The following is a 16,891-nucleotide window of genomic DNA, read 5'->3' as shown; positions in this document are numbered from 1 at the left end:
GATCGCGCAGCAAATGTCTTTACAACGAACAAACAGGCTGCTCCTTGCGATCATTTCTCTGGCCCTTGGTGTAGCTATTGTAAGCCAGGCCACCTTGGTGGCTGAAGCAGTCCAGCGAATCTTTGTAGATAAAGCTTCCTTCTCATCAGTGATGCTGTTGCTCGGCCTATTACTGGTTGTTATGGCTGTACGCTCACTGTTGTCGTATGGTAATGGGAAAGTGGGCTTGCATATAGCAGCACGCGCCAAGACGAATATGCGAGCATCTGTGTTGCAGAACCTGACCCGCGCTTCCATGCCTTCAACCCTTCGTGGACAGACGGGAGGAAAGGTAAGTGTTGCTTTGGATGCTGTGGATGAGGCCGACAGTTATTTTAGTCAGTACATGCCGCGTATGATGGAAGCTGCGATGATCCCGATTCTGATTCTCGTCGTTACGTTTACGCAGCACGCCAATACAGGCTGGATTATGCTGTTTACGGCACCGTTTATCCCGCTGTTCATGATCTTGGTTGGGCTCCAGACGAAGAACAAATCAGAAGAAAAATACGCGCAACTGGCTGAGTTTTCCGGAACATTTCTGGATTCGCTTCAAGGGCTGGTTACGTTAAAAATATTCGGACGGGCTAAACGTCAGCAACAGGAAATTGAACGCAGCAGTCTGGGGTATCGTGATGCTACCATGGGCATTTTGAAAATTGCATTTACAAATACGTTTATGCTGGAATCAATCGTGATGTTAAGCATTGGTATTGTCGCGCTTGAACTGGCTATTCAGTTACTGGTTTTCAAATCGATGTCCTTCCACACGGCCTTTCTTGTGTTGCTGCTTGTCCCTGAGTTTTACAGTCTATTGAAGAATACAGGAACGGCTTTTCACAGCGGGCGAACCAGTATGGGGGCGATTCGCAAGGTGGAACAGATGCTTGCGGAGACAAGTGGCGCAAGTTTACCAACCGTAGATGAGAAAGTCGAAAAGGGTACACCTATCGGTGATACAAACGATCTAATGGTTCAGCAGGACAAGTTACGTACAACTCGCGCCGAGTTGATAACAATGCCACCAACCATTGAACTGAAGGATGTCCGGTTCCAGTACACACCTGATTCCTTTGGACTTGAGACAGGACCAATCTCGATTGGACCGGGAGAACAGATTGCTATTGTAGGCAAAAGTGGATCAGGTAAAACCACGCTGCTGCATCTCATTGCCGGTTTGCTGAAACCAGATTCGGGAGCGGTTCTGGTTAACGGAAGCCAGCTTTTGCAACATGATGAGGCTGCATGGTTCGAGCGTGTTAGCTACATTACACAGCATCCGTATATTTTTGCAGGTACATTTGCCGAAAATATCGCGATTGGCGCGGGTCGGAACGTATCCAGGGCTGAAATTGAGCAGGCGGCAGAGGAAGCAGGGCTTGCTGGTGTTGTTGCACAATTGGAGCAGGGACTGGATACATTTGTTGGTGAAGGTGGTCGGGGGCTATCTGGTGGGGAAAAGCAGCGACTTGCCTTGGCACGAGCTTTTCTGAAGCGACCAGCCGTTATTTTGTTCGACGAACCCACAGTTGGACTGGATCTTCACACCGAGCGGGTACTGCAACAATCTATTGTGTTATTAGCCAAAACGGCAACGATGATTACGGTGGCACACCGTTTATATACGATTCAACATGCAGACAACATTTTGTTTATGGACAATGGGGTGTTGGTGGATTCAGGACATCATGAAGCGCTTCTGGCGCGCCTGCCTCAATATGCGGAGATGGTAGATGTACAACGGAAAGGAGGGTTAGCATGAGCGAGCTGACGATTTTGTCAAAAGCGATGATTCAGGAGCGCAAAGATATCTTACTTTCGATATTGGGCGGATTTATCGCCGGCATAGCAGGTGTAGCTCTCTTTTCCGCGAGTGGGTATATGATATCGCAAACGGTATTTGCGCCACCTCTGTACACCTTAATTGTACTCACTTCCATGGTGAAACTGCTTGGTTTCCTTCGAGCGGCAAGCCGCTACGGAGAACGCTTGTATTCGCACAGGGCAACATTCTCCATGCTGAGCCGTTTGCGGACGTCCTTTTTTGCCAAACTGATCCCGGTAACGCCCGGTATACTGAACAAAAACCGAAGCGGGGATCTGCTTGCGCGGATCGTGGGCGATGTGGAAAGCTTGCAAAATTACTTTTTACGGGTCGCATATCCACCCATCATTGTTGTTATGGTGTTCTTGGCAACCATGCTGTTCACTTCGGCCTTTTCAATCTGGATTGCGTGTTTGTTAGTACTTGGCATGCTGATTACGGCATTTGTTGTACCAGGCCTTGTCTTGTTGGGACAGCGAAAAATACACGGACGTGTCCGCCAGCAACGAGCTTTGCTGTCCACGGAAGTAACCGAAGTATTGTATGGTTTCAGGGATTTGAAAGTCTACGGCCAATTGGAACAGCGTGAGCAACAGCTTCAGCAAGCTTCCGCTGCATTGGCAACGGAACAGAAGCAAGCCGCTTCGCACCTGCTGTGCGGGCAATCTATGCACGTTTTTGTGACGTATCTTGTTACATGGGGAGTGCTGGCACTGAGCGCCTTTTTAATTGTGAATGGAGCGTTTGCCAGTGTATTTCTCGCCATGCTGATCCTGGCCACGCAGACCGTGTTCGAAGAAGCTGCGGCAATGGCTATATTACCTCTATATAAGCAGGACAGCGAACACGCCGCTCAGCGACTGGCGGAAACGGTGCCAACCTCCGATGTGTTACCTGTACAGCCAAGCGGTGAAGTGTCAGCCGATCAGGCGGTTTCTATTGAACTATCCGGTGTTAACTTCCAATATGAAGGGGAATGGAGACCCGCGCTGAGGGAGCTCTCCCTGCAACTTGCAGCAGGCTCCAAAACAGCGATTGTCGGGCCGAGCGGGTCAGGCAAGTCAACGATTATCGATTTGTTACTCAAGCTGCGTATACCAACGTCTGGCGATATTTGGTTAAACGATGTTCCCATTCAGGAATTAAATGAAGAGAGCATTTGGCAAAACGCGAATGTTGTGTTGCAGCAAAGCCATTTCTTCCGGGGAACCATCCGGGACAACCTTCTTCTGAGCGGAGAAGAACATTCGGATGAACAATTGTCGGATGTGCTGGATAAAGTGCAACTGCCGAATAAATCATTGACCGACATGGTATATGAAAAAGGAGAGAACCTGTCGGATGGCGAGAAACAGCGGCTGGCTCTTGCACGAGCCATGCTGCGCAAAGGACGGTTATGGCTGCTGGACGAACCAACTTCTTCGCTGGATTACGTCACAGAGAAACATGTGCTCCAGCATCTTCTTGCACAAGCTGCCGAAGATACTTTTCTCCTGATCTGCCATCGGCTGACGGGACTGGAAGAGATGGATCGGATTGTGGTCATGGACCAAGGTAAGATTGTGGAATTGGGCTCTTTCTCCGAGTTGATGGAGCAAAAAGGATACTTTTATGAGATGAAACAAATTGAACGACAAATGATTGGAGACGTCGGGGCGTAAGAATCTAAGATCAGTCCTGATCGTGGTGTCAGAAGTATTTCAACACAGGCTAAAGAATGGTCACTGATGTTATCTGTTATTATCAGTGAACCGTTCTTTAGTCTGTTTGTCTATCTATTGAAAATAATCATTAAGTGGGCAAACATTCACGTGTATGGGCTCAAATGATGTATAATGACGCAGGAACTCCATAATCAAAATGAAATAAAAGCAAATTCAAAATAGCATGAGCTGAGGTGTACGATGAATCGCTTATTACTCGTCGAAGATGATGAAAATCTGGTGTTTGGTATGCAGTATACACTGTCCAATGAAGGATATGAGGTCGTGGTGGCGGGTAGCTTGGAAGAAGCTAGACAGGCACTGCAGGCAAAGTCGATCGATCTGATTTTGTTGGATGTCACTTTGCCTGATGGATCGGGATATCAACTATGCCGTGAGATTCGGGTAACGTCGCAAGTGCCCATTATCTTTTTGACGGCTTTGGATGAGGAAGCGAACGTGATCGCAGGGCTTGATCTCGGAGCAGACGACTATGTAACCAAGCCTGTTCGAACCAAAGAACTTATTTCACGAATTAAAGCCGTATTACGACGTAACAACAAGGGAAAACAAGAAGTAAGCTTATGGATATCCGATAACATCCAGGTGCGTATTTTAGAAGGAACTGTACTCAAAAACAATAGTGAAATTACACTGACGGCACTGGAATATCGACTACTATTGATGTTGATCTCTCATCCGAAGCAGATATGCAGCAGAAGTTCAATTCTGAATCATCTCTGGGATCTCTCGGGTGACTTCATTGATGATAATACGCTCTCTGTCCATATCCGCAGATTAAGAGAGAAAGTCGAAGATATTCCTGCAGCACCGCAGTATATCGTAACCGTTCGGGGGATCGGATATAAATGGAACGTGGAAGTTACAGGGAAATGAACATGATCGAAGTCCTGCGAAATCCAGAGTGGAAATCTCTCGTCATTAAAGTACTTGCTCTGCAAGTTCTTTTGTCGTTTATGATGTTTTTATACATGCAGCATCAAGTTGATAGCATCAATACAACCATCGTGAATCAAAATAGCGCCCTGATCGGACATCTGTTGATGAAAGATCCCCAGTTGGAGAATGAGGTGATTCACTTTGTTACCCAAGGAGCCCAGACCGATGAAATCGCTGAGGGGCAACGTATCCTTGCACAATACGGTTATCAGGAGGGCATGCCTTTAGAAGAGCAGCCGGCTCTTTCAGGACGAGCATTACCCTTGAAAACAGCGGTTCAAGTATTGTTGTTCCTGATCCCACTCATGGTATTGCTTTTGTGGGAGTATCGTAAATTTTTTGTGAAAATCAGAACCATTTCTCATGCGGCGGAGCAGGTTGTGGAACAGCAATTCGATAAAAAACTGCCTGAGACAGAGGATGGAGACTTCGGCTCGCTTGGCCGGAGCTTCAATGCAATGGCTGGGAGATTAACCAACAGCCTGGAGTTACTCCGGCAGGAAAAAACCTTCCTGCGCAATCTGTTATCCGACATTTCCCACCAGCTCAAAACACCCCTGGCTTCTCTGATTGTGTTCAATGAAAATCTGCTGAATGATCCCGGGATGAAAGAAGAAATGAGAATGACGTTTCTGGAACGAAGTCGCCAGCAGCTTGATCGAATGGAATGGCTCATCATCAGCCTGCTCAAGCTGGCACGAGTCGAAGCGGGAGCAATTGGATTTCGAAAAGAAAGGATCGAGCTTAGACAGATGGTAGAGAGCGTTGTCTATTCACTCCGGACGGTAGCTGACCAGAAGCGGCAAAACATAACCATTCTCGGAAGTGAGAATGCGTTTGTGCAAGCAGATGAAGAATGGCTTAAGGAAGCTGTCATGAATTTGATAAAAAATGCACTGGAACACACCCCAGCAGAGGGGGAGGTTCAAATCCATTTGGAGGAAAACGCACTGTTTGATACAATCATTATTCAGGACAACGGCGAAGGTATTCATCCCGATGATATACCTCACATTTTCAAGCGATTTTATAAAGGCAAGAATCATAACAAGCCCAACAGTATAGGGATAGGTCTGGCTTTGACGAAATCAATCATTGAGGAACAAAACGGCATCATTACGGTGGAGAGTGTGCCTCAAGAAGGAACGACATTCAGAATTTCGTTTTTCAAAAAAGAGTAGACTGAAGAAGAAGCTTACGAAAATGTAAGCTTCTTCTTCACTTCAACGTAAGCTTCCACACCTATAATAACAATCAAGCAATGTTAATCATACAACTGGAGGTACAACAGGGTGGAAATTTTGAAGACCGAACATTTATGTAAAATATACGGAAGTGCTGAGTCTAGGGTGGAAGCATTGAGAGATGTTAATCTGTCCGTCAATCAAGGAGAATTCGTTGCGATCGTGGGCGCCAGCGGATCTGGCAAAAGCTCATTGCTGCATCTGCTCGGGGGAGTGGATCAACCGTCAAGTGGCCAAGTCATTATTGACGGTATAGACCTGTATTCTCAAAGTGAAAATGAATTGGCTGTGTTCAGAAGACGCAAAATCGGTTTTATTTTTCAATCGTACAATCTGATCCCGGTGTTAACTGCTGAAGAAAATATTAAATTGCCTATGCTGCTTGAGAATAAACATGTGGACGAGGGTTATCTTGAGGAATTATTGAGCGTGCTGGGACTCAGCGATCGAAGGCAGCACCTTCCGTCCCAATTATCAGGCGGGCAACAGCAGCGAACTGCAATTGGACGCGCATTGATCAATAAACCATCGATTATTCTGGCAGATGAACCAACCGGCAATCTGGATAGCAAGAACAGTAAAGAGATTGTGGATCTGCTTACCTTCTCCGTCAGAAAATACAATCAAACCTTGATTATGATCACACATGATTTAAATGTGGCCCAGAGAGCGGACCGTGTTGTAAATATAAAAGATGGTACACTCTTGCAGCAAATAGGGGTGAAAGATCGTGAATAGGTATACCAGTCTTACCCAAAAATATTTGCTAGGGCAGAAAAAAAGATCAATACTAACGATCGTTGGCATTATTTTGTCTGTGACTCTACTTACAGCCATAGGAACCATAGGCCTTAGCTTCAGAGACAAGGTGGTTCGGCAAACCGTTCAAGAGTACGGGGATTACCATGTTTCTTTTAACGGATTACCTGGAGAAGCAGTCTCAAAAGTCGTCAATAATGCATCCGTAGAGAGTGCTGGGATCATTAGCAGAGAAGGTTATTCGGTCATCAGCAAAACGAGTGAGAAAGAAAAACAAGAAAATCCGTTTGCAGCACCTTATCGTTATTTGAATCTCAAAGGTTATGATGCGGATGCGATGAACATGCTTCAGGTTCAGCTGGATTCGGGCAGGCTGCCCCAAAATTCGCATGAAATTATTCTTTCGACCTGGAGCCTGGATCGTTTTGCGACCAAACCAAAGCTTGGAGATTCAATTACTCTGAGTCTGGGAGAACGAACGGTCGCATCAACGGGGGAGATCAAACCTGTCCATGGTCTGGGTGATTTTGGCTGGGATCTGGATGAAGGCTTTCGTCCGCAAAAAGAGAGAGAATTCACCGTTGTGGGATTTATGAAGACAGGTAGTAACGCTTCGTGGTCTTCCAGCTTCATCGTACCAGCCATCACGTATGAAGATAATGTAAACATCGATACGGGTAAAAATTATTTTATTTATGTCAAAATGAAATCGATGAATCAGATTCAGGCGAAGGCGGAAGCGATAATATCTTCATTGAAGCTAGACCAAGTGGATCAAGGCTCTGCCGTAGCATTGGATAAGGATATTCAATATAAAAATATTCGTATTGAGTATAATAATGAACTGCTTAAGTTGTATGGCAAAAGCACCTATGAAGGTGTAAACCATAGTTTGTTATATGCATTCGCAGCAATCATCATTATTATTATGGGTTGTACGAGTGCAGTGATCTATAATACGTTTCATATTTCTGTTCTGGAGCGGACCTCACAATTTGGAATGCTGCGGTGCATTGGTGCTACCCCATCACAAATACGTAAATTAGTTCTCAAAGAGGCTACAATACTTAGTCTAATTGCCATTCCTATTGGATTATTAATGGGAACTGTTTTTATGAAACTTCTGTTTTACAACATCAGCTTTTTGGCGTTGGGATTTCTGAATGATATGCAAATGGTCATTTCCCTTCCAATCCTGATCATAGCGGGGGTACTGGGATTATTGACTGTTTATCTGTCGGCTATCGGACCTGCGAGACTGGCAGCGAAGGTATCTCCACTTGAGGCGGTTCATAGCTCGGGTAGCCTGAATGTCGAGAACGTAACATCTGTCCGGAAATCAAAGCTGCTGGGAAAACTGTTAGGTATCGAAGGGCAGTTTGCTAGTCGAAACATCAGGAGGAACAAAAAGCGCTTCCGCATCACCGCTTTTTCTATAGTGGTCAGCATGATTTTATATATCGTCTTTAGTGGACTAGCTGGTTTGCTTGGGCAGACATCGCAATCAGGTATCGATTACTCCTACTCGGTAATCTATGAAGGACCTTCCAAACGGATCGATGATTCCGTATATTCTGACATTGATAAGCTTGAGGCAGTAGAACATGCTTATCCGTATTACAATCATCAAGTGATGGCTATGTTTCCGAAAGAAAAAGTGAATCCCAAGTATAATGAACTCCGTCCGGGAATGTACTCTGTTGAAGAGGGAGAGGGGTACCGGACAGACAATAATTACCTCGAATCCTACGGAGATAACGGACTCGATGCTTTGAAATCCAAACTAACGGCTGGTAAGATCGACAAAGAGAAGATGAACCGGGAAAATGGCGTTATCGTCAATCAGAAATTAAGAATGACAAAAGAGGATGGCAGACAGATCGTTATGGATCAAACCCAATTCAAGGTTGGGGATCACATCCAAGTACGCAGCTTGGACTCGGACGAGAAGGGTCGTAGTTACACAACACTGACGGTAACTGGAATTGTTGATCAAGGCTTGTTGTCGAGCAACTATAATGAGAGTGCAGTGCTTGAATTCATCACTACGCCCGAAGTCGTAGAGAAGGTTACAGGTAACGATACGTACTCCAGAATCTTTATTCTTGCCAAGACCGATATTTCCAACAAACCGATCACGGACTATCTCAAATCCCTGCCCCAAAAAGATGCAGGTTACAGCTACACAGATAAGGTGCAGCAACTCGCCCAAGCTAAAAACGACGCGACAACCGCCAAGATCTTTTTATATGGATTTATTGGTGTCATTGTCCTGATTGCGTTCCTGAATATACTGAACACCGTCAGCACCAATCTCATTCTACGAACCAAAGAATTTGCGGTGCTCAAAGCGATCGGCATGACACAGCGTAATGTTGGGAAAATGATCTTATTAGAAGGTGTTTTATACGGCGTGTACGCTGCAGTATACGGTAGTATACTCGGAACAGTACTGAGCTATGGGATACATTATCTCTTCAAAGGTTCTGTCGACGTAGGTTGGGCCATTCCATGGTCCAGTATTGTTCTTGCTAGTGGAGGTGCCATAGCAACAACACTCGTTGCTACAGCTTGGCCGATGTATCGATTAAACCAAACGAGTATTGTAGAGGCACTGAGAAAGGAAACCTAGAGAAACTGGAGAACTATAAAATAGTATATCCCTTAAAAAAGTCGCATAAATAGATTGCGGCTTTTTTTGTTTTAAGAACGTCTTATAAACACCTTTACATAACAGCAGATGATTCAGACGCCTTATTTTTCTTCGCAAGTGGCTTTTTCCTCAAAGTTCGATCATATAGATACGGTTTACCGTGATATTCCCGTGCATGCTTTTGTTTTTGCTTTTTATGTATATCAACTTTAACCTCCAAATTAGCAACGTTGCTCTGGAATTCAGAAGCAATTCGTTTGCACCATTTCAGTCCACTTTCTTCTGATGCACTAAAATGAACGCGTAACAGATATCCATTCACCGTTAATTCAAATTTGTATAAATTCATGATATGTATCCTTTCCAGGTAGAGATTATATACTGCACAAAATACGTTAATCTGATTATAACAGGAACATACGTTCTGTAAAAGTGATATTTATGATTTCTACAATCCAAGAAGGTTCGCGAGACTCCTTCGCAATTTTTCGTTTAATGGTAAAATATCTAAAAATGGTTCATGTTGGGGGATACGCATGTATAAACTGATGATCGTAGATGATGAATTGCTCATGCGGGTTGGAATTCGTTCCATGCTGAATTGGGAAGAGTACAATTTCTATGTTGTTGGTGAAGCGGGAAATGGAAAAGAGGCATTGAGCCTTGCGCTTGAAGTGATGCCTGATCTGATTATTACAGATATCAAGATGCCGATTATGGATGGGTTGCAGCTTATACAAGAGGCCTCCTGCGTACTGAAAACCTGTAAGTATGTCATCCTGAGTAATTTTGACGAATTTCATTATGTGAAAGAGGCGCTAAAACTTGGTGCTTCAGATTATTTGATTAAAAGCGAGATCACCGAATCCTCCCTTATTGAACTCCTGAGCACTGTTGGACAGAAACTGCAAAGTGAACATGTTCACCCAACCAACACACCCTCTATAGCACAGGATTATTCCAAGAGCCTAAGATATCTAAAGGATAGTTTCTTCCAAGATGTTGTAAGCGGATTCATCAGTGGGGAGGATATCGTCTCCAAAGCAGAAGAACTGCATTTTCGTATACATTCGGACCAGCTCGTCGTCATCAAATTCATCGTGAACTATTACGAGGATGCAAAGCGGAAATATGTCGAGAAGGGGGAAAAGCTGCTCCGATTTTCGATTCTTAATATTATGGAAGAGATCATTCCATCGAAGTGGGAGAAGGAGATTTTTGTTGAAAGTTCTTCTGAATATTGGGTGATCGTCAATGTACTTCCTGAGAGCCAAACGGTACACGCAGACTTAAATAAACTATGTAATAAATTGCTGTCTTCCATTAAGGATTTTATGAATCTTTCGCTCACGGCTGGGGTAAGTACAATGGTTCCCGACTTCCTTCACATCAAAAAGGCCTGCCAAGAGGCGGAAATAGCTCTACAAGAAGGTTTCTTCACAGGTAGCAACCAGGTATTGTATTACGAGCATATGCTTCAATCTCCAGATCGACATGAAGTTAAGGGAGCTTTAAGCCCGCAACAAGAACGAGATTTGTTGAAGTTGTGGGTAAGCAAGGACAATAAAAAAGCGGAGGAATTCCTTGAAGGAATCCGATCCAATCTGGAGCAACTACGAGCGGATGAGAATAGCATTCGCAAGCAATATATCATGGTAATGGAAACGATACACTCCCATCTATCCCGAGCTACGGAAAGAGGTGCACCTTCTTTAACAGAGAAATCGCCATATGAAATTGTTCTAAAGGGGGAGTATTGGGAGGATATCCACCAAGATATGCTTGCTCATATTGCGTATTACTTCCAAACCGATTCCCAAATCAAACAGGAAAGCTCCTACACCGATCTCGCCACTGAATTGATCGATAAGTATTATGCGGAAGATATCTCCTTGCAAAGTATCGCTAGCCAAATCAGTGTGAATCCGTCGTATCTCAGCCGCGTGTTCAAACAGGAACGAGGAGAGAACTTTATCACGTACTTGACCCGAGTTCGGATTGAACATGCCAAGGCGTATCTATTGAGCAGAGGAATGAGAGTGTATGAAATCGCAGAAAAGGTGGGCTATCATAATTACACGTACTTCAGTAAGATTTTCAAAAAATCGGTAGGGGTCACTCCTGAGGAATATCGCGAATTACAGCAGGGATGAATGTAATCGGTGAATAGAGGTGCAGCATATGAAGCATGTCCAGCCCTTCCAAATTAAGTACAAAATTATGGTGATCTGCATGACCGTCATTATCCTTCCCGTGTTGGTGATGACAATCAATTCGTATTACTCCTCAGAGCGTTTATTGGCACAGAATTATACAACGTTATTAAACGATCTGGCCAAACAAACGAATATTCGCATTGACGAATTCCTCAAGGAGATTGAGAAAATCACGTTGCTAGCCAGCAATGGCCTTAGTGACAATCTGTCTGCGACTCATGAAGGGAGTTTTCCGATCCAGGATTTCCTGCGAGAGGGTGATGAACAACATGAGATTGCCGCATACAATATTCTGATGAATTATATTATGATGAAAGATCGTGTGTTCTCCATCTACCTCTACAATATGAACGGGGGACAGGACCTTTTTGTCAGCCCACATCAACCCATTGATCCGAACTTCAAAGTAGCGAACGAATTATGGTTTAAAAAGTTCATGCATGATGATGATCGAACCATTACTCTCACAACACGAATCGACGAGCAATTGGAGAATAAAATACTGGCAGTGTCGCACGCTCGCAAAATTCATGATGTGTCTAGTGGAGAGCTGCTTGGTGTAATCGTTGTCAGCATTGATATCAAATTCATCGAAATTGTCAATCGAAACTTGCAGGAAGGGCTACGCTCCAGATTCATGATCGTTGATGAGGATGACAAGATCGTATATAACGTGAACGAACGATTAATCGGGACATTGTTCCGGGACAACGTTCGTCCACCTGAATCACTCAATGTCGTGGTGACCAGTCCCCTCAGTCAGCAAAAATGGACAACTTACTTATATATGCCTTTGGATGAGTTGACTGCTGATGGCAAAATATTGGGACGTAATCTGGTGACGCTCGCCATAGTCATTGTTCTTTTTGCTGCCGTCATATCGATCTTTCTATCTCACGTGATCACAACTCCCATTAAAAAACTGCTACGGAATATCGCTCTAGTTGAGAAAGGACAGTTTGAACAAGTCGAACCTATTGGCTCAAGAGACGAGATAGGACATTTATCCATTCGATTTAACAGAATGTCTCACGAGTTGAAGCGGTTGGTCGAACGGATGCAGCAGGAAGAGATAGAAAAAGCCAAGGCCGAGATGCGTGCGCTCCATGACCAGATCAAGCCTCATTTTCTATATAACACCCTTGGGTCGGTGAAATGGATCGCCTCGATGCAACAAGCTGACAAAATCGTGGATATGACTGATGCCCTAATCTCGATGCTCCGCTATGCCACAAAATCCGATGGAACCCTCGTAACGATTCATGAGGAACTCGATAATATAGCAAATTATGTAACGATCCAGAATGTCAGGTACTATGATTGTATTCAGATGAGATATGAAATTGAGGATAGAGTGTTGGATTATCGGATGCCCAAAATGATCCTGCAGCCCATTGTGGAGAATGCAATTTTTCATGGCCTGGCCGAGCTAGAGGAAGACGGAATCATCACCATTCGGATTCAACTGCGGATGGATGAAGTTGTCATTGAAATCTGCGATAATGGCGTTGGTATGGATCATCATACGATGCAGAACCTCATGGAAGAAAAGTCCGGTGCAGGTACGGGAACAAATGGGATTGGATTGCATAATGTGCAGCGGCGAATTCAACTTCATTTTGGGAAACCTTATGGAATACAGGTGGAGAGTAAAGTAGGTGAAGGTACCAAGTTCTCCATTCTGTTGCCTGCCATCATAGAAGCCAAATAGTCATTCATACTTTCAATTATGCATCTCATAATGCGGTACAGCGATCATAAACATAAGTTTAGATAGAACCAAAGGGCTTGCAGATGAACTGCAAGCCCTTTGGTTTACCCCTTGACGCTACCTAGCACCAAACCTTTGGTGAAATATTTCTGTAAAAACGGATACACGAGTAAAATCGGAATGGCACCCAAAAACATTTGAGCTGCGCGTCCCGTTCTGGCGTTCATCATGGATAACAGCTGCGTATAATCCGAGCCGGATTTCAGCATAATTTGCTCAAAACTTTGCAGAAGGGTCTGCAGGTAGCTTTGTAATGGATAATTGGCTGGATTGTTCATATAGATAATGCCATCGAACCACGAATTCCAGTGGGCAACGATACTGAACAAACCAACTGTTGCGAGAGCGGGCTTAAGAAGTGGGAGCAGAATCCGAAGCAATACCTGAACTGGACCAGCACCATCGATAATGGCTGATTCTTCAATCTCCTCGGGCAAACCCCTAATGAAATTCATGAGGATAATCATACTGAATACGGGGAGAGCCCCGGGCAGGATCAGAGACCATATGGAATCAATTAGTCCCATTTTGACGACCACGAGATAGGTTGGAATTAATCCTCCACTGAATAACATGGTTACGATGAAAAATCCCATATAGATATTACGTCCCATTAATTTTTGTTTGGATTTGGAGAGGGGATAAGCCGTGAGTACGATCAGAACCAGATTCACCAACGTTCCGATAACGGTTCGCTGGATGGCCACCCAGAGAGAGGAGAAAAATGATCCTCCCGTTAATGCAAATTCATAGGCTTTTGTCGTAAATTCCACAGGCCAGAACGTAACACTCCCCGCAGATACAGCCGAGCTGCTGCTGAATGAAACAGCCAGCAGGTTGATAAACGGCAGGATACATAGGAGAGAAATTAGAAGCAATATAGTGTAGTTTAAGATAAGAAATATACGTCTGCTCATACTTTTATCATGGATCATAATGTGAGTTCCCCCTTCTTAGAAGATACGATAACCAGCCACTCTGTAAGCCAGAATGTACGAGACAGCAACGAGAATACTGGAAATGATGGATTTGAATAACCCGACAGCGGTACCAATCGAATACTGTGCCTGTTGAATTCCCAACCGATATACATAGGTATCAATAATATCACCAGTCTGATAGACAACAGGGGAGTAGAGATTATAGATCTGGTCAAAGCCTGCATTCAGTACATTTCCTAGCGACAGTACAGTCATTAAGACGATCGTTGGCATGAGGAGAGGCAAAGTAATATAGATGGTTTGCTTCCAGCGTTTGGCGCCGTCAATTACTGCGGCCTCGTAGAGTCCTGGATCAATACTGGTCAGGGCTGCCAAATAAACAACCGTGCCAAACCCGAAGCCTTTCCATATGTCACTCACAATCATCGTCCAGGGAAATATAGAGGGTGTGCCAAGAAAGGAGATCGGTGCAATCCCGAATATACTTAAAAACGTATTGATAATGCCGTCGGAGCTAAGGATATCCAGCATGATGCCGGCCATAATGACCCAAGAGAGGAAGTTCGGAATGTAGACAAGTGTTTGAAATGTACGTTTGATTCCACTGTGCAGTACCTCGTTAAGGAGTAATGCGAAAATAACGGGCACGATTATCCCACCGATAATCTTGAAGACAGACATGTACAGTGTATTCCAGATGGTTCTTACGAAGTTCGGCTGATTAAATACGTGCGTAAAATTATCCCATCCCACCCATGGCGAGTTGAAGCCGAGTCCCGGATTGTATTTCTGAAACGCGATAATAAGTCCGTAGAAAGGAATGTAACTAAAGATGAAGACCAAGACCAGGCTTGGGATCAACATGAGATGGTAAGGACTCTGCTGCTTCCATTTTCTCAACATTCATATTCCTCCGTTCATCGTGCGGGAAATGTAATCGCTACCAAATAGAGGGGTGAGATCACCCTCATCCCCTCTTTATGAACGAGATTATTTTGCCCCGTATGCCTCATTGACTGCCTGGGTTGCATCATCGCCTCCGGCTGCACGCCAATTCTGGACAATCACATCGAAATAATCGATACTTTCGCTACCCATAATGATCTTGGTGAAGCCCTCCGTCAGGATATCATCCAAGGTTGTTCCATAGCTTGACAGAATCTCTGGTGTAACACCCCATAAGGCTGTCTTCGTATAGTTTTCGCTGTCGAGTACTTTTTTGGCAAGTCCATACGCATTTTTGGGAGCACCTTGTTGCAAATAATCACCGACTGCTCCTGGGGTTGCGTTCTCCATGAATTCAACACTGTTATTATATTTCTGCCACATACCCGAAGTCGTAAGTCCACTGGTATCCTTGGATTCAAGGGCAGCCGACACCGCCTCAAATTGCTCGTAATCCGAATTCGGATTCAGTACACGGAATGCACCGACAACATGGGCAATATCGTTATCCAGTAGGGCAGATAGCGTTTCTGTAGATTCCTTGCCATTGCCTTCATCCACGATATAAGCATAGTCGTTCAAAATCTGGATCACTTTCTCGGGGTTCTTGAATCCCTTCTTCATGACAATATAATTGTTGTTGGCGAAAAAGATGGATTGTTTGGCTTCCTTCCCATCGACGGTAGGAATGATATAAGGATAGAAGATAGCGTCTTTACCCAAGTTGGATACCGTATCGACACCTGGATTATAACCCCACCATTGGTAATAAGGTTGAATTCCCACTTTGCCGGCGACAATGTCCGCGTTCATCGCGTTGAAGTCTTTGATTGCAAATTCCGGATCAATGATGCCTCGCTTGTACCATTCTGACCACTCAGCCAGTGCATTCTTCATCTCAGGCTGCACGGAGCCATACACGAGTTGTCCACTGTTATCCTCCATCCACATATCCGGATGAGCATTCCATGCGATAGCGAGCAGGTTGAGGTAATCCAACGATTGGTCTACTGCTATGCCATAACCGCCATGCTTTTCCATGAATTTCAGTGCGATATTCTTGATGTCTTCCACAGATTTCGGGTCCTGGAGCCCTAATTCTTCTTTCCAGTCGTTCCGAATCCAGATGAAGTCTGGTTGTTCAATTAATCCCCAGTGCATCTGCGGTATGCCATACAGCTTACCATCCTTTTTTCCGGACTCGTAACTGTCTGCATCGGCTTCCATATAACCTTTGAGTCGATCCGAAGCGTGTTGATCAAATACTTCGGAGAGGTCCATGACCATATCTGCTTCGACCAACTGTCTCAGTTGTGATGGATTAACTCTGAATACGTCAGGAAGATCGTTTGATGCAATAGCCAAATTCAATTTGGTATCGTATTCATCGCTGACCCAGTCTGTTTTCACATCGATATTGAACTTCTCTTTGTATCGCTTAATCCACACATTGTTAGTGATATCTTCGCCCTTTGGATATTTGGCAGAAGAGTATTCTGATGTTACGGTGTGAATGGTTGTCGTTCCAGCCTCGTTGGAATCCGGGTCCATAGTTGGATCTTTCTCGGCACCGCTTCCACTGCTACAGGCAGCGAGTAATAAGGTTGACATGCACACAGACAAGAGTAAAGCTTTCGTTTTCTTGTTCATTTCTTTTCCCCCTTATCAGTCCTATTTCAATAACGCTTTCTTGAAAATATTCTAAACGAGAAAGGGGAAAGGGGATATAAAGGTTATTGACCAGGACCCATACGTTTTTTTACTTTTGAGTCGTAGCGAAGAAAAGCTTAATAAGCTTTGTGCACTTTTTTTACTTTATACGCCTTCTTTTTTTA

At 44.4% G+C, this 16,891-nt stretch carries 12 protein-coding genes; 8 read left to right on the top strand and 4 right to left on the bottom strand.

Features of this window, described 5'->3' with window-relative positions; all coding sequences use genetic code 11:
- Positions 1–13 precede the first annotated feature (13 nt).
- From cydD to AB4111_RS01460, 6 genes are all read left to right on the top strand, one after another.
- Positions 14–1,801 carry a thiol reductant ABC exporter subunit CydD gene (gene cydD / locus AB4111_RS01485; protein WP_442031550.1) on the top strand — a complete coding sequence of 596 codons (1,788 nt, stop codon included), beginning with the start codon at positions 14–16 and terminating at the stop codon, positions 1,799–1,801.
- Positions 1,798–3,525, top strand: a complete 1,728-nt coding sequence (gene cydC / locus AB4111_RS01480; RefSeq protein WP_442029861.1) for a thiol reductant ABC exporter subunit CydC — start codon at positions 1,798–1,800, stop codon at positions 3,523–3,525. Before cydD ends, cydC begins: the two co-directional genes overlap by 4 nt.
- A gap of 243 nt (positions 3,526–3,768) precedes the next feature.
- Positions 3,769–4,464, top strand: a complete 696-nt coding sequence (locus tag AB4111_RS01475; RefSeq protein ID WP_442029859.1) for a response regulator transcription factor — start codon at positions 3,769–3,771, stop codon at positions 4,462–4,464.
- A complete protein-coding gene (locus AB4111_RS01470) occupies positions 4,437–5,708 on the top strand; it encodes an ATP-binding protein (RefSeq protein ID WP_442029857.1) in 1,272 nt (423 codons plus the stop codon). The genes AB4111_RS01475 and AB4111_RS01470 overlap by 28 nt, the downstream gene beginning before the upstream one ends.
- Positions 5,709–5,819: 111 nt before the next feature.
- Complete coding sequence (locus AB4111_RS01465; RefSeq protein ID WP_253435751.1) at positions 5,820–6,509, top strand: ABC transporter ATP-binding protein; 690 nt, start codon at positions 5,820–5,822, stop codon at positions 6,507–6,509.
- Positions 6,502–9,162, top strand: a complete 2,661-nt coding sequence (locus AB4111_RS01460) for an ABC transporter permease (RefSeq protein ID WP_442029854.1) — start codon at positions 6,502–6,504, stop codon at positions 9,160–9,162. Before AB4111_RS01465 ends, AB4111_RS01460 begins: the two co-directional genes overlap by 8 nt.
- Positions 9,163–9,256: 94 nt before the next feature.
- Here the strand turns inward: AB4111_RS01460 and AB4111_RS01455 are convergent, their stop codons facing one another.
- Complete coding sequence (locus AB4111_RS01455; protein ID WP_253435758.1) at positions 9,257–9,532, bottom strand: hypothetical protein; 276 nt, start codon at positions 9,530–9,532, stop codon at positions 9,257–9,259.
- 187 nt (positions 9,533–9,719) lie between these two features.
- On the opposite strand from AB4111_RS01455, the gene AB4111_RS01450 reads away from it, so the two are divergent.
- Together AB4111_RS01450 and AB4111_RS01445 are read left to right on the top strand one after the other, a co-directional pair.
- On the top strand, positions 9,720–11,336 hold the full coding sequence (locus AB4111_RS01450) for a helix-turn-helix domain-containing protein (RefSeq protein ID WP_442029851.1): 1,617 nt from the start codon (positions 9,720–9,722) through the stop codon (positions 11,334–11,336).
- Positions 11,337–11,364: 28 nt separating this feature from the next.
- Positions 11,365–13,110: a cache domain-containing sensor histidine kinase gene (locus tag AB4111_RS01445; RefSeq protein ID WP_442029849.1), complete on the top strand. Its 1,746-nt coding sequence runs from the start codon at positions 11,365–11,367 to the stop codon at positions 13,108–13,110.
- A gap of 104 nt (positions 13,111–13,214) precedes the next feature.
- Here the strand turns inward: AB4111_RS01445 and AB4111_RS01440 are convergent, their stop codons facing one another.
- The 3 genes from AB4111_RS01440 to AB4111_RS01430 form a co-directional block, all read right to left on the bottom strand.
- Positions 13,215–14,105, bottom strand: a complete 891-nt coding sequence (locus tag AB4111_RS01440) for a carbohydrate ABC transporter permease (protein WP_442029847.1) — start codon at positions 14,103–14,105, stop codon at positions 13,215–13,217.
- A gap of 18 nt (positions 14,106–14,123) precedes the next feature.
- Positions 14,124–15,014 carry an ABC transporter permease gene (locus tag AB4111_RS01435; RefSeq protein WP_442029845.1) on the bottom strand — a complete coding sequence of 297 codons (891 nt, stop codon included), beginning with the start codon at positions 15,012–15,014 and terminating at the stop codon, positions 14,124–14,126.
- A gap of 87 nt (positions 15,015–15,101) precedes the next feature.
- Positions 15,102–16,706, bottom strand: a complete 1,605-nt coding sequence (locus AB4111_RS01430; protein ID WP_442029843.1) for a hypothetical protein — start codon at positions 16,704–16,706, stop codon at positions 15,102–15,104.
- Between the last annotated feature and the right edge of the window lie 185 nt (positions 16,707–16,891).

Source organism: Paenibacillus sp. 2KB_22 (assembly GCF_052115745.1).
Lineage (GTDB): Bacteria > Bacillota > Bacilli > Paenibacillales > Paenibacillaceae > Paenibacillus.
The sequence above is the reverse complement of the archived record's forward strand: the minus strand, read 5'-3'. Positions and strand labels throughout refer to the sequence as shown.

Coding starts and splice junctions, on each gene's coding strand:
- AB4111_RS01430 (WP_442029843.1), bottom strand. CDS start 16,706: ATGAACAAGAAAACGAAAGCTTTACTCTTGTCTGTGTGCATGTCAACC.
- AB4111_RS01450 (WP_442029851.1), top strand. CDS start 9,720: ATGTATAAACTGATGATCGTAGATGATGAATTGCTCATGCGGGTTGGA.
- cydD (WP_442031550.1), top strand. CDS start 14: ATGTCTTTACAACGAACAAACAGGCTGCTCCTTGCGATCATTTCTCTG.
- AB4111_RS01475 (WP_442029859.1), top strand. CDS start 3,769: ATGAATCGCTTATTACTCGTCGAAGATGATGAAAATCTGGTGTTTGGT.
- AB4111_RS01440 (WP_442029847.1), bottom strand. CDS start 14,105: ATGATCCATGATAAAAGTATGAGCAGACGTATATTTCTTATCTTAAAC.
- AB4111_RS01455 (WP_253435758.1), bottom strand. CDS start 9,532: ATGAATTTATACAAATTTGAATTAACGGTGAATGGATATCTGTTACGC.
- AB4111_RS01435 (WP_442029845.1), bottom strand. CDS start 15,014: ATGTTGAGAAAATGGAAGCAGCAGAGTCCTTACCATCTCATGTTGATC.
- cydC (WP_442029861.1), top strand. CDS start 1,798: ATGAGCGAGCTGACGATTTTGTCAAAAGCGATGATTCAGGAGCGCAAA.
- AB4111_RS01445 (WP_442029849.1), top strand. CDS start 11,365: ATGAAGCATGTCCAGCCCTTCCAAATTAAGTACAAAATTATGGTGATC.
- AB4111_RS01470 (WP_442029857.1), top strand. CDS start 4,437: ATGGAACGTGGAAGTTACAGGGAAATGAACATGATCGAAGTCCTGCGA.